Origin of the sequence: Streptomyces sp. NPDC051207, from assembly GCF_040682395.1 — a bacterium.
GTDB lineage: Bacteria > Actinomycetota > Actinomycetes > Streptomycetales > Streptomycetaceae > Streptomyces.
The window spans coordinates 30,702-52,659 of record NZ_JBFBAX010000019.1; the positions used below are offsets into that span (position 1 = coordinate 30,702).

Below are 21,958 nucleotides of genomic sequence, written 5' to 3' on the forward strand. Positions count from 1 at the left end.
CATCTTGTCTAGACGAGTAGATGGGAAGAATCTTGCGCACCATCCGTGTGGAGACCTCGGCCGCGACGATCCTGCTGACCGAGGCGCCCGAACCCAAAGTCCGCGACCGGCAGTCGGGCGAGATCGCCAAGGACGCCATCAGCGGTGAGGCGCTGATGACGATTGGCGTCGTGTACATCGAGGACGGGGAGTCGTCCCTGATCAAGGTGACCGTTCCGGAGAGCGGGGTGTCGGAAGGGCTCGCCCTCGGTGCCCCGGTCTCCCTGCCCGGTCTGCTCGCCCGGCCGTGGGAGAGCGTGTTCAATGGTCAGAAGCGGCACGGCATCGCCTTCCGGGCCGCCGCCGTCACTCCGGCCGCCTTCCCGGCCGCCATGGGGGCCACGGCCTGATGACCGACCTGGCAACGCTTCTGGAGGTGGGTGGTCCCGTCGCGGCACTCGGCGGTGGGGCCGCCTACGCCCGGGCGCGACACCCCGGCGTCTACTGGTCCACGGTCGGCCTGCCGATATCCACGGTTCGACTGCTCAGCTCATACGGCTCGGTCATGGAGGCGTGCGGGCTGACCGTGGCTCCCTCCCGGTTGCGGGTCCTGGCGGTCAAGGCCACCACCCGCCGTGAGGTCCGGCCTGTGCCGCCGCGTCGGGGGATCATCCGGCCGACGACGACGGGGCTGCGGGTCCGGTTGCGGCTCGCCCCGGGGCAGGAACCCGCCGACGTGGCCGCCTCCGCCGAACGGCTGCGGCACGCCTGGGGAGTCCACGCCGTCTACGTGACCACCCTCAAGCCGGGGGTGGTCGAGCTGCGGCTCGTCGGCTTCGACGTACTGCGGAAGGTCCGTATGCCGCGCAAGCTGCGCCCGGAACTCCTTCGGGTGCCGGTCGCGCTGCGCGAGGACGCCACTCCTTTCGTACGCGACTACCGCACCGTGCCGCACCAACTCACTCTCGGCGCGACGCTTTCCGGCAAGTCCATGTACCTGCGTCACCTCGTCACCGGCCTCGCCCGTCAGCCCGTCGCCCTGGTCGGCATCGACTGCAAGCGGGGTGTGGAACTGGAGCCTTTCGCTCCGCGTCTGTCGGCGCTCGCCACCGACCCGGAGCAGGCCGCCGAGCTGCTGCCCGTGCTCATCAAGGAAATGGAGGACCGTTACGACCTGATCAAGGCCCGGCAGGGCATCGCACCGAGCACGCCGGACGAGGAGATCACCTCCGACATCTGGGGCCTGCCCGAGCATGAACGCCCGGTGCCCGTCGTGCTGTTCGTGGACGAGGTGGCCGAACTCTTCCTCGTCGCCACGAAGAAGGACGAAGAACGCCGGGACGAGATGGTCACCCAACTCATCCGGCTCGCCCAGCTCGGCCGGGCTGCCGGCATCTACCTGGAGGTCTGCGGGCAGCGCTTCGGCGCAGAACTGGGCAAGGGCGCGACCATGCTGCGGGCCCAGTTGACCGGCCGCGTCTGCCACCGCGTCAACGACGAAGCCTCCGCCAAGATGGCACTCGGCGACATCGCCCCCGAGGCGGTCTCCGCCGCCTGCGCCATCGCCCCCGAACGGCCCGGCCTCGCCGTGGCCGGTGACACGTCCGGCGGCTGGACCCGCATCCGCACGCCGTACCTCTCCCTCGCCGATGCCGCCGCAACCTGCCGCGAGTGGGCCCACCTGGTCCCCGACCTGCCCGCACTCAAGCCCTTCCGGCCCGACGTGCCCGTACAACCCGCTGAGACACCAGGCCCCGTAGTGCGGCCCCACCCGGTAAGCGACTGACCCGCGTCCGCACTCATCCCCGGTCGGCGTGACCACCTCACGCCATGTCCCTACCCCTCCCATGCCCGAACCCGGAAGGAGCTGCAGCATGCGCGCCCACCTGGCCCGCGTCGACGCGGTGCTCGTCCAAGCGGTCATCGCCGCCGCGCTGTCCTTCGCCCACCTGCACGACGTCGCCTCGGCGGCGGGACAGGACGGGTGGAAGGCGTGGGCCTATCCCGTCTCGGTCGACCTGCTGCTCGTCGCCGCCTGGCGCCGACTGCGGACCGGCGACGCGAAAGCGGCCGGGTGGTGCTGGTTCCTGATCGCCCTCGCCGCGTCCCTCGGCGCGAACGTGGCCACAGCCGGACTGCTCGACCTGGACCACGTACCGGCCTGGCTCCGCATCCTCGTCGCGGGCTGGCCCGCGGTCGCCTTCCTCGGCGGAACCCTCCTCGTCCATTCGACGCCGACCACGCACGACGAGGCCAGTGACGCCGTGGGCCAGAAGGAGCCCGAGGACATCGAGGACCAGGAGGACGCGCCCGCTCCGGCACCGGAACCCCCGGCGCCTTCGGCAGTCGAACCGGCACCGACCCCGGCTCCGCCTCCGGTCGCCGTCCCGGCCGCCCTGGTCGAGCACGCCCGCAAAGTCGCCGCCGAGCACCACGCCCGCACCGGAACGCCCATCGACACCCCGACCCTGCGCGCCCGCCTCGGCGTTCCGCCGCCCATGGCCGACGCCATCGCCGCCCAGCTCTGAGAGGAGACACCCGTATGAGCGCCAGCCGCCGCTTCCGCTCCGTCATCCGCATCGGTCCCGTCCAGGTCGGCACGTCCTACGACGGCCGCGGCCGGGAGAAGCACACCGCCGCCTGCACGGCACCGCGCTGCGGCTTCTCCGCCGACTACGACAGCCGCGCCGCCGCCGAACTGGCCGCCCGTACCCACCGCTGCCCCGTCCGCTGAAAGGACCCGCACACCGTGACCGTCAGCCTGCCGCTCGTCCTTCTCCTCGGCTTCTTCGCCTGGGGAGCGGTCAAGTTCCTCGGCGTCCGCACGTGGATCGTCGTCCTGATCGCCCTCTTCGGCTTCTGGCTCTCGGACACCTTCATGGCCCCCGCCATCGAGTCCGGCACGCGCTCCGGCGTGGACATCGTCAACGGCTCACATGACTAGACGAGTAGGTAAGGATAGCTTCGCCGTGTTCCTGCCCAAGTACCCCGACAACCCGACACCGCCGCCCGCATATCCCCACACCGTGGCCGACCAAGTGCCCGCGCGGCGTTCCGCCCCTCAGATCTCCGTCAGCACCGGAGCGGTCGCGTCCGTCCTCGTCGGCGGCGTCGTGCTGACCGCACTCCTGGCCGCTGTCGCCGTCACCGCCATATCCGTGGCCGTCGCCGCCGTGGTCCTGCGCTCACTGCTCCGCGACCAGCACCGCCGCTGACGCACCAATTGCAGACCCCCGGGGCGGCCTCGATACCGCCAAGCATCCGCCGCCCCGGGGGCCTCTCCTCCAGCCGTAACCAGAAGGAGAAGCCATCATCACCCGCGCCACTCCGCCTCCGCTCCGCGAACTCGGCGAACTGGCCGCCCTCGGCACCATGCCCGCACTCCTGCGCCAGCTCGCCGGCCTCGGCGGCTGCACGCACCCGATCCGGCTCGACGGCCACCGCACCGAGTACGCCGTCGACACCCGCACCGGCGAGATCGGCAACGCCCTCCACCACCTCGACTCCTCCAGCCTCCCGGCCGGTCACCTCCTGGTCCGCTGCAACAACCGCCGCACGACCCGCTGCGCGGCCTGCGCCGAGGTGTACCGCCGCGACACCTTCCACCTGATCACCTCCGGACTGCGCGGCGGCAAGGGCGTCCCCGAACGCGTCGCCGCACACCCGCGCGTCTTCGCCACCTTCACCGCGCCGAGCTTCGGCCCGGTCCACAACCGCCCCACCGGCCCGGCCGGATCGGTACGCCGCTGCCGCTGCGGCGCCCTTCACGACCAGGACGACCCCGCCCTCGGTACCCCGCTCGACCCGGACACCTACGACTACGAAGCGGCCGTGCTCTGGAACGCGCACGCCGGTCCGCTGTGGCGGCGCTTCTCGATCTACCTGCGCCGGGAGGTCGCCAAGCGCGCCGGACTCACACAGCGGGCCTTCCGCGAGTACGCCCGGGTGTCCTTCGCCAAGGTCGCCGAGTACCAGAAGCGCGGGGCCGTCCACTTCCACGCCGTCATCCGCATCGACGGCCCCGAGGGTGGCGACACCCCGCCTCCCGCCTGGGCCACCGCCGAGCTGCTGACCGACGCCATCCGGGCCGCCGCTGCCGCCGCCCGCGTGGACGGTCCGGTCGTCGACGGCCGGGCCCACACCTTCGCCTTCGGCCGTCAGCTCGACGTGCGCACCATCCGCTCGGCCGACTTCGACGGCGGCCAGGAGCTGACCGAGCGGGCCGTCGCCGCGTACATCGCCAAGTACGCCACCAAGGGCGCTGAGACGGCCACGGGAGCTCTGGACCGGCCGCTGAAGTTCCTCGCCGAACTCGCCCAGCTCGACATCAGCGACCACGCCCGCCGACTCATCCGCACCGCTTGGACCCTCGGCGCCCGTAAGGACCTCGAACACCTCCGCCTGCGCGCCTGGGCCCACATGCTCGGCTTCCGCGGCCACTTCTCCACCAAGTCCCGCCGCTACTCCACCACCCTCGGCGCCCTCCGCGACGTCCGCGCTGAATGGCGCCGCGCGCAAGCCCTGGCAGCGGCCGAGACCGACCCGGACACGACCCTCGTCCTCGCCCACTGGGTCTACGCCGGAACCGGCCTCACCGACGCCGAAGCCTGGCTCGCCGAAACCCTCGAACCCGCCCCCGGAAGTGAAGGAGAACCGACCCGTGCGTGACGACGAACTGCTCACCGTCGCCGAGGTGATGGCCCGTCTCAGGCTCGGCCGGTCCACGGTGTACGACCTGATCCGCACGGGGCAGCTTCCCTCGGTCATCATCGGCCGATGCCGGCGCATCCCTGCTATCGCTCTGCGTGACTTCATCGCGGGACAGATGGAGCGTGCGGCCTGATGACCAAGCGTCGGAGCCGCGGTGACGGCGGCCTGCACTGGGACGAGAGACGGCAACGGTGGATCGCCACGGCAAATCTCGGGTTCGATCCGAGCGGAAAGCGCATCGTCAAGCGGGGGAGCGGCAAGACCAAGACGGAGGCCAAGAACAAGCTCAAGGAGGTGTTGCGGGACCACGAGGACGGTCTCGCCATCGCGCCCACCAACTACACGGTCAAGGATGCGGTGACGGACTGGCTCACCTACGGCTTGGCGGGCCTCGACCCCAGCACCGTCGAGACCACCAAGCTCCTGAGCCAGAAGCACGTCATCCCGTCACTCGGCGCACGCAAACTCCGCGACCTTAGCGCGGAGGACGTGGACCGCTGGCTGGCTGTCAAGGCGAAGACGCTCAGCACGCGCACCCTCCAGGCGATCCACTCGTGCCTCAACCGTGCGGTCAAGCGGGCCATGGCTCGGGACAAGGTGAAGCGGAACGTCGTCGAGCTGTGCTCGGTGCCCCAGGGGCAAGCCGTGCGTCCCTCCAAGGCGCTCACCTTCGCTCAGGCCGAGGCCGTGCTCAAGGGTGCCGAGGGGACCTCGATGTACGCGTACATCGTCGTCGCTCTGCTGACCGGTGCCCGTACCGAGGAACTGCGGGCGCTCACCTGGGACCACGTCTTCCTCAAGGGCAAGCCGGATGCTGACCCGCCGCAGCCTCCGCACATCGCGGTGTGGCGCTCGGTTCGTCGGGGCGGGGACACCAAGACCCGGAAGTCCCGGCGCACGCTTGCTCGGCCGGCGCGCTGCGTCGAGGCACTGTGGCAGCAGTTCGAGGATCAGGGGTGGGATCGACTTGCCGCTGGCGACAAGTGGGAGGAACACGGGCTCGTGTTCTCCTCGGCTGTGGGTAAGCCGCTCGATGCAGCCAACGTTCGCCGGGCCTTCCGTCAGGCGCTCAGAAGCATCGACGGGATCAACGCCGACGAATGGACGCCTCGGGAGCTCCGGCACAGCTTCGTGTCTCTGCTGTCCGACCGTGGCGTGCCGCTGGAGGAGATCTCCCGGCTCGTCGGGCACTCCGGAACGGCTGTGACTGAGGAGGTCTACCGTAAGCAGATCCGGCCCGTGATCCAGACCGGCGCTGTGGTCATGGACGGCATCTTCGGCGCGCAGGAACGGCGGCCGTAGTCACGCACCAAGCACTCAAGAATCGATAGTCACGCAGTTAGACACGCAGCAACGCCAGAGGGCCCTCACCGATTCGGTAAGGGCCCTCTGAGCTGCTATTTAGCTGTCGGGGTGGCGGGATTTGAACCCACGACCTCTTCGTCCCGAACGAAGCGCGCTGCCAAGCTGCGCTACACCCCGATGTCGCTGCTCGTCGCGGCGACGTCGTTTACTTTAGCCCACCGGTGGCTCTGGGCGAAATCAGGTTTTGCCGCGGCGGCGGATCGGGTTGGGGCGGGCGTGGTCGAGGGCGACCAGCAGGACCGCCAGGGCGTAGCAGCACAGGCCCAGCAGGAGGGCGTTGCCCAGGACGTCCCTGTAGCCGTGCTGGTCGACGTCCAGGAAGGGGTAGAGGTAGCGGGCCGGGGTCCCCGGCTCCAGGAGGGCGCCCCGGGCCAGGGAGAACGCCAGGTAGGCCAGCGGGTACAGCAGCCACGCCACGGCCTGGCGCAGGTGCAGGCGGCCCGGGGGTGACAGCAGGAGCCAGTCCAGGAGCGCCGCCAGCGGGATCACCGTGTGCAGGGTGTGATCCGCAAGGGTCTGCCATGGCGCCGGCGGTGCCGTGGTCGGCGCCCGTTCGCCCATCAGGGTCAGCAGCGCCGTGTCGTTCGTCAGCAGCGCGTGGTGGACCCCGGCCGCGATGAGTACGTAGAGCAGGACCGCACCCGTGAGTCCCCCCGGCAAGGGGTGCCGGGCTGTCCAGGCGCGGCCGGCCGAGGCGATCATGACCAGGGTCAGCAGGATGCCGCTCTGGATCGTGAAGTGGCCCAGCATCGTCGTCGGGCCGCCGTGCAGCAGCTCGATCATCACGCCAGTGATCGCCACCAGCGCGATCAGCAGGCGGAAGACCGCTGCGAGTGGGCGCCTCGCCGGGGGTACGACGGCCGTCGCCGGGACGTACGAGGGCAGCGGTGCGGGCATGCCCGGGATGGCGGGGAGGTCCGGGATGTCCCTGGGTATCGGGGCGGTCATACCCCGAACGTAGGCAGAACCGGCATACCGGGCGATGTGGGTGAGGTGTTCGGGTTACACCGCCCTCGCAGCCGCCGCCCTCGCAGCCACCACCCTCGGCGCCGGCCTCCTCGCCTGAGGCGCCGCCCTCCCCACAACCGCAGCCACAAGCACCCCCGCAGCCACAAGCACCCCCGCAGCCACATCAAAAGCCGCAACCGCGTCGCAGCCCCGGGCCGAGTCGCCCCCGGCCCGCGGGAGTCCGGGGGTCCCACTTCGCACCGCAGCCCCAGGCCGAGCCGCCCGCCCCCGACCCGCGGAACCCCGGGCGGACCCACCCCGGCCGGGTCAGGAGACGGCGCCGCCGCCCGCCAGGTCAAGAAACGCCGCCATACCCCGCCCCGGTGCCGCAGCACCTCGCCCCCGCTGCAGCCGTGGCCTTACCCGCTACCCCCTGCTTCCCTACTCCTTCCCCACCAACGTCAGCAACGTCGCCTCCGGCGGGCACGCGAACCGCACCGGCGTGTACCTGTTCGTCCCGCATCCCGCCGACACATGCAGGTACGCCGTACGCCCCCCCGCCGTATGCGTCGACAGACCCTTCACGCGGTCCGTGTCCAGGTCGCAGTTGGTGACCAGCGCGCCGTAGAACGGGATGCACAGCTGGCCGCCGTGGGTGTGGCCGGCCAGGATCAGCGGGTAGCCGTCCGCCGTGTACGCGTCCAGCACCCGCAGGTACGGCGCGTGCACCACGCCCATCGAGAAGTCCGCGCCGGACGACGGTCCGCCCGCCACCTCCGCGTACCTGTCCCGCTTGATGTGGGGATCGTCCAGGCCGGTGAGCTCGATCGACACGCCGTCGACCTTCAGCGTGCCCCGCGTGTTCGTGAGGTTCAGCCAGCCGGCGGAGCCGAAGCCGTCCCGCAGGTCCTCCCACGGGTTGTGGACCGCGTCGACGGCCGGCGGGTTGCCGTTCAGGCCGTGGCGGCCCTGGACCTTCTCCAGCAGGTAGCGGGCCGGGTTGCGCAGCTTGGGGCCGTAGTAGTCGTTGGAGCCGAAGACGTACGCGCCCGGGAACTCCATCAGCGGGCACAGCGCGTCCAGGACCTCCGGGACGCCCTCCGGGTCGGACAGGTTGTCGCCCGTGTTGATCACGAAGTCGGGGCGCAGTCCGGCCAGTGAGCGCAGCCAGCGCTGCTTCTTGCGCTGGCCGCCGACCATGTGGATGTCGGAGACCTGGAGCACGCGCAGGGGACGCATCCCGGACGGCAGGGCCGGGATCGTCACCCGCCGCAGGCGGAAGGAGCGGGCCTCGAAACCCGCCGCGTACACCAGACCGGCGGCGCCAGCCGCCGCGAGGGACAGAGGTACTCCGTATCGCGCGCGCATACGCCCATCGTGTCAGACCCCGACAACTCCCGTTCCCCGCAGCCCGTCAAGACCGGCCGGGCGGGCACCCCGGTAAATCGATGGGCGGGGTCGCCGGGGCACCTGCGACAATCAGCCGCATGACCACGCTCAAGTCGAAGCTGCAGGATGACCTCAACGCCGCGATCAAGGAGCGCGACGAGCTGCGCTCCTCGACGCTCCGGCTGACGCTCGCCGCGATCACCAAGGAGGAGGTCGCGGGGAAGGAGAAGCGGGAGCTCTCCGACGACGAGGTCCAGAAGGTGATCACCCGCGAGGCGAAGAAGCGACGGGAGGCCGCCGAGGCGTTCGCGCAGGGCGGGCGCGCCGAGCAGGCCGAGCGGGAGAAGGCGGAGGGCGAGGTGCTCGCCGCGTACCTGCCGAAGCAGCTGTCCGACGAGGAGTTGAACGCGATCGTCGCGCAGGCCGTCGAGGAGGCGAAGGCGGCCGGTGCCGAGGGTCCGCGTGCCATGGGCGCCGTCATGAAGATCGTGAACCCGAAGGTCGCCGGCCAGGCCGAGGGCGGTCGCGTGGCCGCCGCGGTCAAGAGGCTGCTCGCCGGCTGAGCCGGCCTTCCCGGCGCCGCAACCGGCAAGCGACGGCCCCCTTCCCCGTACGGATCCCACACCTCCCGTACGAGGAAAGGGGCCGTCGTCGTCACCCGGGACCGGCGGTCGAACAGCGCGCCGTCAGGGTCGATCGGCGGTCGTCAGCTCAGCCCCGGCCACCACCGTTGCCGTTGCCGTTCCCCCCGTTTCCCTGGCCCTCGATCCAGTTCTCCGGGAGGGAGAAGGTGGGCGTCGGGTAGGCGCCGCCGTCTCCGCCGCCGTTGCTCAGGCCGCCGACGAAGCCGCCGTTGTCGCCGTTGTCACCGTCACCACCGTTGCCCCGGCCGCGGTCCCTGTCCTCGTCCTTCTCCCTGTCCTTCTCGGGGTCGGGGATGTCGACGAGGTCGAAGGAGCCGGAGTCCTTGCCCGACAGGGCACCGGCCATCGCGTCACGCCAGATGGGTCCCGGTACCGAACCGCCGTACACCTTGTCGTGCCACGACCCGCCGATGCTGATGTTGACCATCTTGACCTGCTGGGTGGCGCTGCCGACCCAGACCGCCCCGGACAGGTTCGGCGTGTAGCCGACGAACCAGGCGTTCTTGCGCTCGTCCGTCGTGCCGGTCTTGCCGGCGTTGTCGCGGTCCGTGAGGCCGGCCTTCTGGCCCGTGCCGGAGTCGACCACACCGCGCAGCAGGGTGTTCACCGTGTCCGCGGTCTTCTCGCTCATCGCCCGCGAGCACGTCGACTTCGGTACCTCCAGGGAATTCTGCCGGTCACCGACTTTCTGGGTGATCGATTCGATGGCGATGGGCGTGCAGTACATGCCGCGGGAGGCGAAGGCGGCGTAGGCGCTCGCCATCGTCAGCGGGGAGACGCCCTTGGAGCCCAGAGAGATGGCGGGCACCTCCGGGAGCCGTTCGCCGTTGCCCTGCACGACCTGCAGGGCGTCCGTCATCTTCATCACCGGGCACAGGCCGATGTCGGCGACCATCTGCACGAAGTAGGTGTTGACCGACTTGGCCATGGCCTCCTTGAGCCGGTACGGGCCGACCTCCGACTTGTCCTCGTTGGGTACGGTCGCGCCGCTCGTGTTCATCCAGGGTTTGCCGCTGCACGTCCGCACGGGATCCGGGTAGGGCATCTCGTACGGGGACGCGTACTCCTGGGTGGGCGGTCGGCCTTCCTCGAGCGCGGCTGCCGCGACGAAGGGCTTGAACGTGGAGCCGGTGGGGAAGCCGTAGGTGGATCCGCCCCTGTCGCTGCCGGCCGAGTAGTTGATCTCGGTTTCGTTCTTGCCGTTGCCGTACGGCTTCGACTGGCCCATGCCGAGGATCTTGCCGGTGCCGGGCTCGACCAGGGTGACCGCCGCGGCGACCGAGTCGCTCTTGTTCACGTGCTGCTGGACCGAGTCCTGCACCGACTGCTGGGCCTGCGGATCCAGGGTCGTGCGGATCGTCAGGCCGCCCTGGTTCCAGATCCGGGCCCGGTCCTTCTTGGTCTTGCCGAAGACCGGGTCGTTCAGGAACACCTCGCGCACGTAGTCGCAGAAGAAGCCGGCGCCCGAGACGGCCGTGATGCAGCCGTTCTTGGGCTGGCTGACCTTCAGCCCGAGCGGGGCCCTTTGCGCCTGCTCGGCCTCCGACGCGGAGATGTCGCCGACCTCGGCCATCCGCTCGAGGACGACGTTGCGTCGTTTGATGGCCTCCGTCTCGTCGTTCACCGGGTCGTACCGGCTGGGCGACTGGACGATGCCGGCGAGGAGGGCGGACTCCGGGATGTTCAGGTCCTTGGCGGACTTGGAGAAGTAGCGCCGGGCGGCGGCCTCGATGCCGTAGGCCTGCTGGCCGAAGAAGGTGATGTTCAGGTAGTTCTCGAGGATCTTCTTCTTGCCGAGCTCCTCCTCGACCTGGATCGCGTACTTCAGCTCGCGGATCTTCCGGCCGATGGTCTGCTGCGTGGCCTGCGCGACCTTCGTCGGGTCGTCGCCGGCCTCCTCCACGAAGACGTTCTTCACGTACTGCTGCGTGAGCGTGGACGCGCCCTCGGCGACGCCACCGGTCTGCGCGTTTCTGTTCAGGGCGCGCAGCACGCCCTTCAGGTCGATCGCGCCGTGCTGGTAGAAGCGCGAGTCCTCGATCGCGACGATCGCCTTCTGCATGTACGGCGAGACGTCCTTGAGGTCGACCACCGTGCGGTCGCGCGAGTACACCGTGGCGATCGGGCCGCCGTCGGCGTCCAGGATCGTGGTGCGCTGGCTCAGCGGCGGCGTCTTCATGTTGACGGGGAGCTCGTCGAAACTCTCCACCGTCCCCTTGGCGGCAAGCCCCAGCGCGCCGACGGCGGGCAGCGCGATGCCGGCCATGACGGCTCCCGCGAGCACACTGACTCCGAGGAACTTGGCGGCCTGCTGCGTTGGCGACAGACCACCGCCCGAGCGCTTCTTTGGCATGAGGGCAGCCTAATCCGTACTTGTGTCCATTCCGAGGGTGGCCGGTCCGCAGCGTGTGACACCGGCCGAAGCCGGCGCCCGCCTCGGCCCGCGAAAGCCCCTGCCCGCGCCGGCGTCGGCCTGCGTGTGGTGCAGCGGTGCGTGGCGGCGGCGGCAAAGTCGGTACGGACGTCGCCATTCGCCGGACACGCGTACAGGCGTTGGCCTAAGCTGCTCTCAACTGTCACAGCAGGGCGGCCACGTAATGAATACGTCCCGGGACCCCGGATCGTTCCGGATCCCCCGACTTTCTCGGCGGACGTGTTGATCCCGTGCCCGAATTGGCCTGTGTGTCGCCGGGTGTCCGCTGTGGCGCAACTGAATCATCCCGAAGTGCCGGGATCGTCGCGTATGTCGCCAGCTCACTCCCCTGGGTGATCTGCCGTTAACCCATAGTCCGTTCGGGCCATTCAAGATTGGGCCCGAAGGGGGTGTTGCGCTGTGCCCACCTTCCGTAACGTCCTCAACTGGCGGCGGTGAATATGCCGCTGCCGCCGTGGGGGAGCCTCGATTCGGGAGAGGACGGCGCCGGTATGGGCTGGGTAACCGACTGGAGTGCGCAGGCGGCCTGCCGCACTACCGATCCGGATGAACTGTTCGTTCAGGGAGCAGCGCAGAACAGAGCCAAGGCGGTGTGCACCGGATGCCCGGTGCGGACCGAGTGCCTGGCCGACGCGCTGGACAATCGCGTCGAGTTCGGCGTGTGGGGAGGAATGACCGAGCGGGAGCGCCGCGCACTGCTGCGCAGGCGGCCGACCGTGACGTCCTGGCGCCGACTGCTGGAGACGGCGCGTACGGAGTACGAGCGGGGGACGGGTGTCGTACCCCTCGACGACGACGAGGTCTACGAGAACTACGCGGCGGTGAGCTGAGCGCGTCCCCCTGTCCGGCAGGGGGCTCCGCGACTCCGGCCGGCAAGAGAGGCGGCCGGCCGACGGTCTCCGGGCCCTTTGACACGGCGCTCGGACGGTCTCCGGGCCCTTCGGCGCGGCGCTCGCCGGATTACGGCGGCCCCTGGGCCACGGGCTACGGCAGCTCGTGCCGGTGTGCCGCGAGGCGGTCGCCGATGTCCCGCAGCCCCGTGAGGTCGTGCACGTCACCGGGCAGCGCGGCCACCTCGACCACTGCCACCTCGGGGTGCAGTGAGGCGAAGCGGTCGCGGGTGCGCTGCTCGCGCGAGAGCAACTGCATACGGTCGGCGTGCAGCCGCAGCAGACCCGCGGTGAGCCGGTCCACGGACTGCTCCTGATCGGTGTCGGACCCCTGGTCGGCGGTTTCCTCGGCGGCGGGGGAGCCTTCCTCGGGAGCCGGGTCCACTGCTGGTGTCACGGGCGCGGAAGAGTCTGAACTGCCGTGCGTGTCGGGAAAGTTACGAAGTCCTTCCTTCCCGCCGTCCTGATCCACAATGCGGCGCTCCTCAAGATTTTCCGCGGCGGCGAGCGCCCGCTCGGCCGACAGCCCGTCGGCGCCGCTGCCGTGCACCCGGTTGAGCACCAGCCCCGCCAGCGGCATGTCCTCCGCGGCCAGCCGCTCCACGAAGTACGCGGCCTCACGCAGCGCGTCCCGCTCCGGGGCGGCGACCACCAGGAACGCCGTGCCGGGCGCCTGGAGCAGCTTGTACGTCGCGTCCGCGCGCGTACGGAAGCCGCCGAACGTCGAGTCCATCGCGGCGATGAACGTCTGGACGTCCTTGAGCAGTTGACTGCCGAGCACCTTGCCGAGGGCGCCCGTCATCATCGACATCCCGACGTTGAGGAATTTCATCCCCGCCCGGCCGCCGACCTTCGCCGGCGCCAGCAGCAGCCGGATCAGCTTGCCGTCGAGGAACGAGCCGAGCCGCTTGGGCGCGTCCAGGAAGTCCAGCGCCGAACGGGACGGCGGCGTGTCCACGACGATGAGGTCCCACTCGTCCCTCGCCCGCAGCTGGCCCAGCTTCTCCATCGCCATGTACTCCTGCGTGCCCGCGAAGCCCGCCGAGAGCGACTGGTAGAAGGGGTTGCTCAGGATGGCGGCGGCCCGCGCCGGGTCCGCGTGCGCCTCGACGATCTCGTCGAAGGTGCGCTTCATGTCGAGCATCATCGCGTGCAGTTCGCCGTCGCCCTCGACGCCCTTCACGCGGCGCGGAGTGTTGTCCAGCGAGTCGATGCCCATCGACTGGGCGAGCCTGCGGGCCGGGTCGATGGTCAGCACGACGACCTTGCGTCCCCGCTCCGCCGCACGCAGCCCGAGGGCCGCCGCGGTGGTCGTCTTGCCGACGCCGCCCGAGCCGCAGCACACGACGATGCGCGTCCCGGGGTCGTCCAGCAGCGGGTCGATGTCGAGCACGCGCGCGGGGGAGAGCGGGCGGGCGGCCGAGTCGTGCGCGTGGGCCGGAGCGGAGTCGTGCGCGTGGGCCGGATCCGGACTCATGACATCCCCTGCTTCCGACGTCTGGTGGGCCGCACGAGACGCGCGGACCTCATGACAGGCCCTGCTCGCGCAGCTCGGCGGCCAGTTCGTACACCCCTGCCAGGTCCATGCCCTCCGCCCGCAGCGGCAACTCGTGCCGCGGCAGGCCGAGGTCGGCGAGCACCGCGCGCTGCTCCTGCTCCAGCTTGTACCGCTCCGCGTAGTCCGCGGCCTGCTCCAGCAAGGGCTCCACCAGCCGCTCGGCGTGCCCGCCGCGCCGCGCCCCGCCGAGCCCCGCGGCGGACAGCGACCTGGCGATCGAAGAACGCGGCACCGTCCGTACGAGTTCCAGGCCGGCCGCGTCCAACACCTCCGGCCGGACCATGTTCACGACGACCCGGCCCACCGGCAGGCGCGCCGCGCGCAGTTCGGCGATGCCGTCCGCGGTCTCCTGGACCGGCATCTCCTCCAGCAGCGTCACCAGGTGCACGGCCGTCTCCGGCGACTTCAGCACCCGCATGACGGCCTGCGCCTGGTTGTGTATGGGGCCGATCCTGGCGAGTCCGGCCACCTCGTCGTTGACGTTGAGGAAGCGGGTGATGCGACCCGTCGGGGGCGCGTCCATGACGACGTAGTCGTAGGCGAACCGGCCCGACTTGTCCTTGCGGCGCACCGCCTCGCACGCCTTGCCGGTCAGGAGCACGTCCCGCAGGCCCGGCGCGATGGTGGTGGCGAAGTCGATCGCGCCGATCTTCTTCAGGGCCCGGCCGGCGCCCCCCAGCTTGTAGAACATCTGGAGGTACTCCAGAAGGGCCAGTTCCGGGTCGATGGCGAGGGCGTACACCTCCCCGCCACCGGGAGCCACAGCGATCTTCCTCTCCTCATAGGGCAGCGCCTCTGTCTCGAAGAGCTGCGCGATGCCCTGCCGGCCCTCGACCTCGACGAGGAGCGTCCGCTTCCCCTCCGTGGCCAGGGCCAGCGCTAGGGCCGCGGCGACCGTGGTCTTGCCGGTCCCGCCCTTGCCGCTGACGACCTGGAGCCTGCTCACGTATTCGAGCCTAACCAGTCCGGGTCGGGACCACGCGGGAGGCTGTGGACAACGTGACCGCGGGCACCGGTGGGAGGGGCCGGAGCAGCGGCTAGAGTCGGCCGCATGACCAAGTGGGAATACGCAACCGTGCCACTGCTCGTCCACGCCACGAAGCAGATCCTGGACACCTGGGGCGAGGACGGCTGGGAGCTCGTCCAGGTCGTGCCCGGGCCGAACAACCCCGAGCAGCTCGTCGCCTACCTGAAGCGCGAGAAGCCCGGGAGCAACGGATGAGCGCGGTCGAGGCGCGCCTGACCGAGCTGGGCCTGACCCTGCCGGAGGTCGTGCCGCCGCTGGCCGCGTACCAGCCGGCCGTGCAGACCGGCCCGTACGTGTACACCGCCGGTCAGCTCCCCATAGTGGAGGGCAAGCTGCCGGTCACCGGGAAGGTCGGTGCGGAGGTCACTCCGGAGGAGGCCAAGGACCTGGCACGCGTCTGCGCGCTGAACGCCCTGGCCGCCGTCAAATCGGTCGCCGGTGACCTGGACCGCATCGCGCGCGTGGTGAAGGTCACCGGTTTCGTCGCGTCCGCGTCCGACTTCACCGGCCAGCCCGCCGTGCTGAACGGCGCGAGCGAACTCCTCGCGGACGCCCTCGGCAACAGGGGCGTGCACGCCCGCAGCGCCGTGGGCGTGACGGTGCTGCCGCTGGACGCCCCGGTGGAGGTCGAGATCCAGGTGGAGCTGACCGAGGCGTGACGGGGCCGCGGGGCTGCCCTACGCGGTCCCCGGCACCCCGTGGCGCCGGCCGCGCACCCGGCCTCCCAGCCGCAACGCCGGGTGCGCCCCGTCACGGGCCCCTCTCGAACATCCGCCCGTCACCAGATAGCCTCCGGCCATGGCGAATGGGCAGTGGTATCCCCCGGAGTGGCCGGCCCGCGTCCGCGCGCTCGCGGAGGGCACCCTCACCCCGGTGGCCCCGAGACGCGCGGCCACCGTCATGCTGCTGAAGGACACCGGCGCCGGCACCGCCGTCCACATGCTGCGCCGCCGCGCCTCCATGGCCTTCGCCGGCGGCGCGTACGCCTACCCCGGCGGCGGCGTCGACCCCCGCGACGACGACCACACCGTCCGCTGGGCGGGGCCCACGCGCGCGTGGTGGGCCGCACGCCTCGGGGTGGCCGAGTCCGACGCCCAGGCGATCGTCTGCGCGGCCGTCCGGGAGACGTACGAGGAGGCGGGTGTGCTGCTCGCCGGGCCGGCCCCCGACTCGGTCGTCGGCGACACCACGGGCGACGACTGGGAGGCGGACCGTGCCGCCCTGGTCGCCCGCGAGCTGTCCTTCGCCGAGTTCCTCGACCGCCGCAGCCTGGTCCTGCGCTCGGACCTGCTGGGCGCCTGGACCCGCTGGATCACCCCCGAGTTCGAGCCCCGCCGCTACGACACCTGGTTCTTCGTCGCGGCCCTCCCGGAGGGCCAGCGCACCCGCAACGCCTCCACGGAGGCCGACCGCACGGTGTGGATCGCCCCGCGCGAGGCCGCGGCATCGTACGACAAGGGGGAGTTGCTGATGATGCCGCCGACCATCGCGACGCTGCGTCAGCTCCAGCAGTACGACACGGCCGCCGAGGCGCTCGCCGCCGCACCCGGCCGGGACCTCACGCCCGTGCTGGCCACCGCCCGGCTGGAGGACGGCGAGGTCGTGCTGTCCTGGCCGGGCCACGACGAGTTCACCAAGCACATCCCGACCGGTGGAGCCCCCCAGTGACGGACGCGAGCGCCCTGCCGGGCCGGCCACGGGGCGGGGTCCTGTCGGGCCCGGCCACCGCACGCGCCGTCAACGTCCTGGCCCCCAACGCCTCCCCGATGACCCTGGACGGCACCAACACCTGGCTGCTGTCCGAGCCGGACTCCGACCTCGCCGTCGTCGTCGACCCGGGGCCGCTGGACGAGGGGCACCTGCGGCACGTCGTCGGCACGGCCGAGCAGGCCGGCAAGCGCGTCGCCCTGACCCTGCTGACGCACGGTCACCCGGACCACGCCGAGGGCGCCGCCCGCTTCGCCGAACTGACCGGCACGCGCGTGCGCGCACTCGACCCGGCGCTGCGGCTCGGCGACGAGGGCCTCGCCGCCGGAAACGTCGTGGAGGTCGGCGGGCTGGAGCTGAGGGTCGTACCGACGCCCGGGCACACGTCGGACTCGTTGTGCTTCCACCTCCCGGCCGACCGGGCGGTCCTCACGGGCGACACGATCCTCGGGCGCGGTACGACCATGGTGGCGCACCCGGACGGCCGCCTCGGCGACTACCTGAACTCGCTGCGCAGGCTCAGGTCGCTCACCGTCGACGACGGCGTGCACACGGTCCTGCCGGGCCACGGGCCGGTCCTGGAGGACGCCCAGGGCGCCGTCGAGTACTACCTGGCCCACCGCGCGAACCGGCTCGCGCAGGTCGAGACGGCCGTCGAGAACGGCTACCGCACGCCCGCCGAGGTCGTCGCCCACGTGTACGCGGACGTCGACCGCTCACTGTGGCCGGCGGCGGAACTGTCGGTGCGGGCGCAGCTGGACTATCTGATCGAGCACGGGCTCATCTGACCCACGCCGCCGCTCGCACCCGCGAGCGGCCGGCCTCGCACGCGCGTGTGCCCGCCTCCGGAAGAGGCGGGCACACGTACGGCTGTGCGGCCGCTGGGTCGTACGGCCGTTGTACGGCCGGACCGCGTCAGCGCGAGCGCTTCGCCAGGCGCTCGACGTCCAGCAGGATCACGGCACGCGCCTCAAGGCGCAGCCAGCCGCGCTGGGCGAAGTCCGCCAGGGCCTTGTTGACCGTCTCGCGGGACGCGCCGACCAGCTGGGCCAGCTCCTCCTGCGTGAGGTCGTGCACGACGTGGATGCCCTCCTCGGACTGCACGCCGAAGCGGCGCGACAGGTCCAGCAGGGCGCGGGCCACGCGGCCCGGGACGTCCGAGAAGACCAGGTCGGACATCGCGTCGTTGGTCTTGCGCAGCCGGCGCGCGACGGCGCGCAGCAGGGCCGAGGCCACCTCCGGCCGGACGTTCAGCCAGGGCTGGAGGTCGCCGTGGCCGAGGCCGAGCAGCTTGACCTCGGTCAGCGCGGTCGCGGTCGCGGTGCGCGGGCCCGGGTCGAACAGCGACAGCTCGCCGATCAGCTCGCCGGGGCCGACGACGGCCAGCATGTTCTCGCGGCCGTCCGGGGACGTGCGGTGCAGCTTGACCTTGCCCTCGGTGACGACGTAGAGCCTGTCACCCGGGTCGCCCTCGTGGAACAGGGAGTCACCGCGTGCGAGTGTCACCTCACTCATGGAGGCGCGGAGCTCCGCGGCCTGCTCGTCGTCGAGCGCCGCGAAGAGCGGGTTGCGCCGCAGAACGTCGTCCACGAGTTCTCTCCTTGTCGACCTGCTCAGGGGATCTTGCTCCCCCGCGTACACAGGGGACCGTGCTCCCCATTTTGCCGGACCGTGCAAACAGTGTGATCTGTCACAAGGATGCCGCACTGGTGTGCCCGGCCACGCGGCAGGGGTCCAATTGGGGGCCGGTCTTCGGGGTCAGGGTCGGATGTCGGTGCCGGGGCTTAGGCTGGCCGGGTGTCCAAATAGCCGGTGAGAACACAGGCCGAGGGGGCTGCCCGGGTGGTTGTACGTGGTGATTCCGCTGTGGGCGAACAGGGCCCTGATGGCGGTAGGGAAACGCCGAAAGCGGCAAAAAGATCAGCGGTGAAGAAGACGACGGACAAGCGTGCGGCACCGGCCGCGAAGAAGGTCGCATCTGCGAAGAAGGCGTCAGCCAAGAAGGCGGCGCCTGCGAAGAAGGCGGCATCCGCCGAAGAGGCGGCATCCGCCAAGGAGGCCGCGTCCGGCGGGAAGACCGGTGCCGCGCCTGAGAAGAAGGCCGCGTCCGGCGGAAAGGCTGCTGCCGCGCCCGTGAAGAAGGCCGCCGCCGCGAAGAAGGCCGTCGTCGCCCCCAAGAAGGCCACCGCCGCCGTCAAGGGCGTCCCGGCGGCCCGGAGCGTCGCCGCGAAGCCGCCGCGCGGCGAGTCGCGCACGGCCCTGGTCCGCCGCGCCCGCCGCATCAACCGCGAGCTCGCCGAGGTCTATCCGTACGCCCACCCCGAGCTGGACTTCGACAACCCCTTCCAGCTGGTGGTCGCCACGGTCCTGTCTGCGCAGACCACCGACCTGAGGGTCAACCAGACGACGCCCGCGCTGTTCGCCAAGTACCCGACCCCCGAGGACCTGGCCGCCGCCGACCCCGAGGAGGTCGAGGAGATCCTGCGGCCCTGCGGCTTCTTCCGGGCCAAGACCCGCTCGGTGATGGGCCTGTCCAAGGTTCTCGTTGAGGAGTTCGGCGGCGAGGTCCCCGGCCGCCTGGAGGACCTGGTGAAGCTGCCCGGCGTGGGCCGCAAGACGGCGTTCGTCGTGCTGGGCAACGCCTTCGGCCGCCCCGGCATCACCGTGGACACGCACTTCCAGCGCCTGGTGCGCCGCTGGCGGTGGACCGAGGAGACCGACCCGGACAAGATCGAGGCCGCGGTCGGCGGGCTGTTCCCCAAGAGCGACTGGACCGACCTCTCGCACCACGTCATCTGGCACGGCCGCCGCATCTGCCACGCCCGCAAGCCCGCCTGCGGCGCCTGCCCGATCGCCCCGCTCTGCCCGGCGTACGGCGAGGGCGAGACGGACCCGGAGAAGGCCAGGAAGCTGCTGAAGTACGAGAAGGGCGGCTATCCGGGCCAGCGCCTGAGGCCTCCGCAGGCCTACCTGGACGCGGGCGGCCGGCCGGCGCCGCCGCTGGGGGCCGGATGACGGCCGGCCAGGAACGATTCCCGGGCCGCCGGGCGTTGGAGGGGGCAGGACGAGGGGGGTGTCGATGACGCGCGCGAGCCACACGCAGGGCGGCCCTGTGACGCTCAGCACGGAGGGCCTGCCGGCCTGGCTCGACCCGGTGGTGCGGGCCGTGGAGTCGGTGCAGCCCGGGCAGCTCAGCCGCTTCCTGCCGCCCGAGGACGGCGGCGGACGGCATGCCGCCGTGCTGATCCTCTTCGGCGCGGGCGAGCGCGGTCCCGAGCTGCTGCTGATGGAGCGCGCCAGCTCGCTGCGCTCCCACGCCGGCCAGCCGTCGTTCCCCGGTGGCGCCCTCGACCCGGAGGACGGCGACCCGCAGGGCGACGGCCCGCTGCGGGCCGCCCTGCGCGAGGCCGAGGAGGAGACCGGCCTCGATCCGGCCGGCGTCCAGCTGTTCGGGGCCCTCCCCCCGCTCTACATCCCGGTGAGCGGCTTCGTCGTCACATCCGTGCTGGGCTGGTGGCGCGAGCCGAGCCCGGTCGGCGTCGTCGACCCCAACGAGACGGCCAGGGTCTTCACGGTCCCCGTGGCGGATCTCACGGACCCCGCCAACCGTGCGACGGCCGTGCACCCCAGCGGACACCGGGGTCCGGCATTCCTGGTCGAATCGGCCCTCGTGTGGGGCTTCACCGCCGGGATCATCGACCGATTGCTGCACTTCGCGGGCTGGGAGCGGCCCTGGGACCGGGAGAAGCAGGTCCCGCTCGACTGGCGGTCATGACAGGGTGGCCTTCGTGAACGTGCTGGACATCCTGTTGCTGGTCGCCGCCGTGTGGTTCGCGATCGTCGGCTACCGCCAGGGCTTCGTCGTCGGCATCCTGTCGGTGATCGGGTTCCTGGGCGGCGGCCTCGTCGCGGTCTACGCGCTGCCCGTCATCTGGGACGCGCTGACGGACAAGGCCGAGGTCAGTACGACCGCCGCCGTCGTCGCGGTCGTCGTCGTCATCGTGTGCGCCTCGGTCGGGCAGGCCCTGACGACCCATCTGGGCAACAAGCTGCGCCGGTACATCACCTGGTCCCCGGCCCGCGCGCTGGACGCGACCGGCGGCGCGCTGGTCAACGTCGTGGCGATGCTGCTGGTGGCCTGGCTGATCGGCTCCGCCCTGGCGGGCACCACGCTGCCGACGGTCGGCAAGGAGGTCCGCAACTCCAAGGTGCTGCTCGGCGTCTCGCGGGCGCTGCCCGCCCAGGCCGACACCTGGTTCGCGGACTTCTCCTCCGTCCTCGCGCAGAACGGCTTCCCGCAGGTCTTCAGCCCGTTCGCCAACGAGCCGATCAACGAGGTGCAGCCCCCGGACCCGGCCCTTGCCAACAGCGCGGTCGCCATCCGCGCCCAGCGCTCCATCGTCAAGGTCACGGGCACCGCGCAGAGCTGCGGCAAGGTCCTGGAGGGCACCGGCTTCGTCTTCGCCGACCGCCGCATCATGACGAACGCGCACGTCGTGGGCGGCGTCGACGAGCCCACCGTCCAGATAGGCGGCGAGGGCCGCAAGTACGACGCGACGGTCGTCCTCTACGACTGGCGGCGTGACATCGCCGTACTCGACGTGCCCGGCCTGAAGGCGCCCGCGCTGCGGTTCACCACCGAGGACGCCGGCAGCGGCGACAGCGCGATCGTCGCCGGCTTCCCGGAGAACGGGGCGTACGACGTGCGGTCCGCGCGCGTGCGCGGGCGCATCACGGCCAACGGCCCGGACATCTACCACCGCGGCACCGTCCGCCGTGACGTGTACTCGCTGTACGCGACGGTCCGCCAGGGCAACTCCGGCGGCCCGCTGCTCACACCCGACGGCAAGGTCTACGGCGTGGTCTTCGCGAAGTCCCTGGACGACGCCGACACGGGCTACGCGCTCACCACGGACGAGATCCGGGACGACATCGCCAAGGGACGCTCCGCGAACCAGCAGGTCGACAGCGACAGCTGCGCGCTGTAGTCCGTCGTGGCCGGGTCGTCGCCACCCGCTGCCCTCACGCAGGTGCTCGCGGGAGGGCAGCGGGCGGCGCGTGCCGCGGGGTCAGCCGCGGGGGTGGCGCAGGCGTACCGAGACCCAGCGGGCCCGGCGACGCAGGATGTGCGGAATGCCCACTCGGAGGCCGGTGCCCGACATCTGCGGGGTGCCTCGTTGGGGAAAGCTCAGGGCGCTGCCCGAGCGGCGATTGCGTGCTGCGTCACTGTAGTCGTGCGTCCAGCCCATACCGGGACGTCTGCCCCCACCTGATGGTCGATAACCGCCCCGAGCGCCGCCAGTTGGC

25 protein-coding genes and 1 tRNA gene are annotated in these 21,958 nt (G+C 71.2%); 18 read left to right on the forward strand and 8 right to left on the reverse strand.

What is annotated here, in order from left to right; genetic code table 11:
• Positions 1-32: 32 nt before the first annotated feature.
• The 9 genes from AB0M97_RS19530 (at position 33) to AB0M97_RS19570 (ending at position 5,991) form a co-directional block, all read left to right on the forward strand.
• Positions 33-389, forward strand: coding sequence for a hypothetical protein (locus AB0M97_RS19530; protein ID WP_365962143.1), 357 nt, complete (start codon positions 33-35; stop codon positions 387-389).
• Positions 389-1,765, forward strand: coding sequence for an FtsK/SpoIIIE domain-containing protein (locus tag AB0M97_RS19535; protein ID WP_365962144.1), 1,377 nt, complete (start codon positions 389-391; stop codon positions 1,763-1,765). The genes AB0M97_RS19530 and AB0M97_RS19535 overlap by 1 nt, the downstream gene beginning before the upstream one ends.
• Before the next feature lie 88 nt (positions 1,766-1,853).
• Positions 1,854-2,507 (forward strand): DUF2637 domain-containing protein, encoded by a 654-nt coding sequence (locus AB0M97_RS19540; RefSeq protein WP_365962145.1) that lies wholly within the window; start codon positions 1,854-1,856, stop codon positions 2,505-2,507.
• Positions 2,508-2,521: 14 nt separating this feature from the next.
• Entirely contained in the window at positions 2,522-2,713 is a 192-nt protein-coding gene (locus tag AB0M97_RS19545; RefSeq protein ID WP_365962146.1) for a mobile element transfer protein, read from the forward strand.
• 15 nt (positions 2,714-2,728) lie between these two features.
• The gene (locus AB0M97_RS19550) at positions 2,729-2,923 is read left to right on the forward strand and encodes a hypothetical protein (RefSeq protein WP_365962147.1); all 195 of its coding nucleotides are present in this window, start codon (positions 2,729-2,731) and stop codon (positions 2,921-2,923) included.
• A gap of 25 nt (positions 2,924-2,948) precedes the next feature.
• Positions 2,949-3,194 (forward strand): SpdD protein, encoded by a 246-nt coding sequence (locus AB0M97_RS19555; RefSeq protein ID WP_365962148.1) that lies wholly within the window; start codon positions 2,949-2,951, stop codon positions 3,192-3,194.
• Positions 3,195-3,351: 157 nt separating this feature from the next.
• On the forward strand, positions 3,352-4,647 hold the full coding sequence (locus AB0M97_RS19560; protein ID WP_365962150.1) for a replication initiator: 1,296 nt from the start codon (positions 3,352-3,354) through the stop codon (positions 4,645-4,647).
• Complete coding sequence (locus tag AB0M97_RS19565; RefSeq protein WP_365962151.1) at positions 4,640-4,822, forward strand: helix-turn-helix domain-containing protein; 183 nt, start codon at positions 4,640-4,642, stop codon at positions 4,820-4,822. The genes AB0M97_RS19560 and AB0M97_RS19565 overlap by 8 nt, the downstream gene beginning before the upstream one ends.
• Positions 4,822-5,991 carry a site-specific integrase gene (locus AB0M97_RS19570; protein ID WP_365962152.1) on the forward strand — a complete coding sequence of 390 codons (1,170 nt, stop codon included), beginning with the start codon at positions 4,822-4,824 and terminating at the stop codon, positions 5,989-5,991. The genes AB0M97_RS19565 and AB0M97_RS19570 overlap by 1 nt, the downstream gene beginning before the upstream one ends.
• Positions 5,992-6,097: 106 nt before the next feature.
• On the opposite strand, the gene AB0M97_RS19575 is transcribed toward AB0M97_RS19570, so the two are convergent.
• The 3 genes from AB0M97_RS19575 to AB0M97_RS19585 all read right to left on the reverse strand — a co-directional run bounded on the left by AB0M97_RS19575 (position 6,098) and on the right by AB0M97_RS19585 (position 8,370).
• A tRNA-Pro gene (locus AB0M97_RS19575) sits at positions 6,098-6,171 on the reverse strand.
• A 60-nt stretch (positions 6,172-6,231) separates the two neighbouring features.
• A complete protein-coding gene (locus AB0M97_RS19580) occupies positions 6,232-7,002 on the reverse strand; it encodes a Pr6Pr family membrane protein (protein ID WP_365962153.1) in 771 nt (256 codons plus the stop codon).
• Positions 7,003-7,443: 441 nt separating this feature from the next.
• A complete protein-coding gene (locus AB0M97_RS19585; protein WP_365962154.1) occupies positions 7,444-8,370 on the reverse strand; it encodes a metallophosphoesterase in 927 nt (308 codons plus the stop codon).
• Positions 8,371-8,489: 119 nt separating this feature from the next.
• Between AB0M97_RS19585 and AB0M97_RS19590 the strand changes: the two genes are divergently transcribed.
• Complete coding sequence (locus AB0M97_RS19590; RefSeq protein ID WP_365962155.1) at positions 8,490-8,954, forward strand: GatB/YqeY domain-containing protein; 465 nt, start codon at positions 8,490-8,492, stop codon at positions 8,952-8,954.
• Positions 8,955-9,102: 148 nt separating this feature from the next.
• Here AB0M97_RS19590 and AB0M97_RS19595 read toward each other — a convergent pair whose 3' ends face one another.
• The gene (locus AB0M97_RS19595; protein WP_365962156.1) at positions 9,103-11,388 is read right to left on the reverse strand and encodes a transglycosylase domain-containing protein; all 2,286 of its coding nucleotides are present in this window, start codon (positions 11,386-11,388) and stop codon (positions 9,103-9,105) included.
• A 572-nt stretch (positions 11,389-11,960) separates the two neighbouring features.
• On the opposite strand from AB0M97_RS19595, the gene wblA reads away from it, so the two are divergent.
• Positions 11,961-12,299 carry a transcriptional regulator WblA gene (wblA, locus tag AB0M97_RS19600; protein WP_190052608.1) on the forward strand — a complete coding sequence of 113 codons (339 nt, stop codon included), beginning with the start codon at positions 11,961-11,963 and terminating at the stop codon, positions 12,297-12,299.
• Between the two features lie 154 nt (positions 12,300-12,453).
• Here wblA and AB0M97_RS19605 read toward each other — a convergent pair whose 3' ends face one another.
• Together AB0M97_RS19605 and AB0M97_RS19610 are read right to left on the reverse strand one after the other, a co-directional pair.
• Complete coding sequence (locus AB0M97_RS19605) at positions 12,454-13,836, reverse strand: ArsA family ATPase (protein WP_365962158.1); 1,383 nt, start codon at positions 13,834-13,836, stop codon at positions 12,454-12,456.
• A gap of 49 nt (positions 13,837-13,885) precedes the next feature.
• Positions 13,886-14,863: an ArsA-related P-loop ATPase gene (locus AB0M97_RS19610; protein WP_365962159.1), complete on the reverse strand. Its 978-nt coding sequence runs from the start codon at positions 14,861-14,863 to the stop codon at positions 13,886-13,888.
• Between the two features lie 105 nt (positions 14,864-14,968).
• Between AB0M97_RS19610 and AB0M97_RS19615 the strand changes: the two genes are divergently transcribed.
• From AB0M97_RS19615 to AB0M97_RS19630, 4 genes are all read left to right on the forward strand, one after another.
• The gene (locus AB0M97_RS19615) at positions 14,969-15,139 is read left to right on the forward strand and encodes a DUF4177 domain-containing protein (protein WP_365962160.1); all 171 of its coding nucleotides are present in this window, start codon (positions 14,969-14,971) and stop codon (positions 15,137-15,139) included.
• Positions 15,136-15,603 (forward strand): RidA family protein, encoded by a 468-nt coding sequence (locus AB0M97_RS19620; RefSeq protein ID WP_365962162.1) that lies wholly within the window; start codon positions 15,136-15,138, stop codon positions 15,601-15,603. Before AB0M97_RS19615 ends, AB0M97_RS19620 begins: the two co-directional genes overlap by 4 nt.
• Before the next feature lie 139 nt (positions 15,604-15,742).
• Positions 15,743-16,612 carry an NUDIX hydrolase gene (locus tag AB0M97_RS19625; protein WP_365962163.1) on the forward strand — a complete coding sequence of 290 codons (870 nt, stop codon included), beginning with the start codon at positions 15,743-15,745 and terminating at the stop codon, positions 16,610-16,612.
• On the forward strand, positions 16,609-17,439 hold the full coding sequence (locus AB0M97_RS19630) for an MBL fold metallo-hydrolase (RefSeq protein WP_365962164.1): 831 nt from the start codon (positions 16,609-16,611) through the stop codon (positions 17,437-17,439). Before AB0M97_RS19625 ends, AB0M97_RS19630 begins: the two co-directional genes overlap by 4 nt.
• 127 nt (positions 17,440-17,566) lie before the next feature.
• On the opposite strand, the gene AB0M97_RS19635 is transcribed toward AB0M97_RS19630, so the two are convergent.
• Positions 17,567-18,241 carry a Crp/Fnr family transcriptional regulator gene (locus tag AB0M97_RS19635; RefSeq protein ID WP_279549319.1) on the reverse strand — a complete coding sequence of 225 codons (675 nt, stop codon included), beginning with the start codon at positions 18,239-18,241 and terminating at the stop codon, positions 17,567-17,569.
• Between the two features lie 336 nt (positions 18,242-18,577).
• On the opposite strand from AB0M97_RS19635, the gene nth reads away from it, so the two are divergent.
• The 3 genes from nth to AB0M97_RS19650 all read left to right on the forward strand — a co-directional run bounded on the left by nth (position 18,578) and on the right by AB0M97_RS19650 (position 21,639).
• Positions 18,578-19,666 (forward strand): endonuclease III, encoded by a 1,089-nt coding sequence (gene nth / locus AB0M97_RS19640; RefSeq protein ID WP_365962165.1) that lies wholly within the window; start codon positions 18,578-18,580, stop codon positions 19,664-19,666.
• A 64-nt stretch (positions 19,667-19,730) separates the two neighbouring features.
• Positions 19,731-20,426 (forward strand): CoA pyrophosphatase, encoded by a 696-nt coding sequence (locus AB0M97_RS19645; RefSeq protein WP_365962166.1) that lies wholly within the window; start codon positions 19,731-19,733, stop codon positions 20,424-20,426.
• A gap of 13 nt (positions 20,427-20,439) precedes the next feature.
• Positions 20,440-21,639, forward strand: coding sequence for a MarP family serine protease (locus AB0M97_RS19650; protein ID WP_365962167.1), 1,200 nt, complete (start codon positions 20,440-20,442; stop codon positions 21,637-21,639).
• 81 nt (positions 21,640-21,720) lie between these two features.
• Here the strand turns inward: AB0M97_RS19650 and AB0M97_RS19655 are convergent, their stop codons facing one another.
• Positions 21,721-21,900 (reverse strand): hypothetical protein, encoded by a 180-nt coding sequence (locus AB0M97_RS19655; protein ID WP_365962168.1) that lies wholly within the window; start codon positions 21,898-21,900, stop codon positions 21,721-21,723.
• Positions 21,901-21,958 lie beyond the last annotated feature (58 nt).

Bases quoted from the DNA above. Each gene is read 5' to 3' on its own strand.
- AB0M97_RS19535 (WP_365962144.1), top strand. From the start codon at position 389: ATGACCGACCTGGCAACGCTTCTGGAGGTGGGTGGTCCCGTCGCGGCA.
- AB0M97_RS19540 (WP_365962145.1), top strand. From the start codon at position 1,854: ATGCGCGCCCACCTGGCCCGCGTCGACGCGGTGCTCGTCCAAGCGGTC.
- AB0M97_RS19545 (WP_365962146.1), top strand. From the start codon at position 2,522: ATGAGCGCCAGCCGCCGCTTCCGCTCCGTCATCCGCATCGGTCCCGTC.
- AB0M97_RS19560 (WP_365962150.1), top strand. From the start codon at position 3,352: ATGCCCGCACTCCTGCGCCAGCTCGCCGGCCTCGGCGGCTGCACGCAC.
- AB0M97_RS19570 (WP_365962152.1), top strand. From the start codon at position 4,822: ATGACCAAGCGTCGGAGCCGCGGTGACGGCGGCCTGCACTGGGACGAG.
- AB0M97_RS19580 (WP_365962153.1), bottom strand. From the start codon at position 7,002: ATGACCGCCCCGATACCCAGGGACATCCCGGACCTCCCCGCCATCCCG.
- AB0M97_RS19585 (WP_365962154.1), bottom strand. From the start codon at position 8,370: ATGCGCGCGCGATACGGAGTACCTCTGTCCCTCGCGGCGGCTGGCGCC.
- AB0M97_RS19590 (WP_365962155.1), top strand. From the start codon at position 8,490: ATGACCACGCTCAAGTCGAAGCTGCAGGATGACCTCAACGCCGCGATC.
- AB0M97_RS19595 (WP_365962156.1), bottom strand. From the start codon at position 11,388: ATGCCAAAGAAGCGCTCGGGCGGTGGTCTGTCGCCAACGCAGCAGGCC.
- wblA (WP_190052608.1), top strand. From the start codon at position 11,961: ATGGGCTGGGTAACCGACTGGAGTGCGCAGGCGGCCTGCCGCACTACC.
- AB0M97_RS19605 (WP_365962158.1), bottom strand. From the start codon at position 13,836: ATGAGTCCGGATCCGGCCCACGCGCACGACTCCGCTCCGGCCCACGCG.
- AB0M97_RS19615 (WP_365962160.1), top strand. From the start codon at position 14,969: ATGACCAAGTGGGAATACGCAACCGTGCCACTGCTCGTCCACGCCACG.
- AB0M97_RS19620 (WP_365962162.1), top strand. From the start codon at position 15,136: ATGAGCGCGGTCGAGGCGCGCCTGACCGAGCTGGGCCTGACCCTGCCG.
- AB0M97_RS19625 (WP_365962163.1), top strand. From the start codon at position 15,743: ATGGCGAATGGGCAGTGGTATCCCCCGGAGTGGCCGGCCCGCGTCCGC.
- AB0M97_RS19645 (WP_365962166.1), top strand. From the start codon at position 19,731: ATGACGCGCGCGAGCCACACGCAGGGCGGCCCTGTGACGCTCAGCACG.
- AB0M97_RS19655 (WP_365962168.1), bottom strand. From the start codon at position 21,900: ATGGGCTGGACGCACGACTACAGTGACGCAGCACGCAATCGCCGCTCG.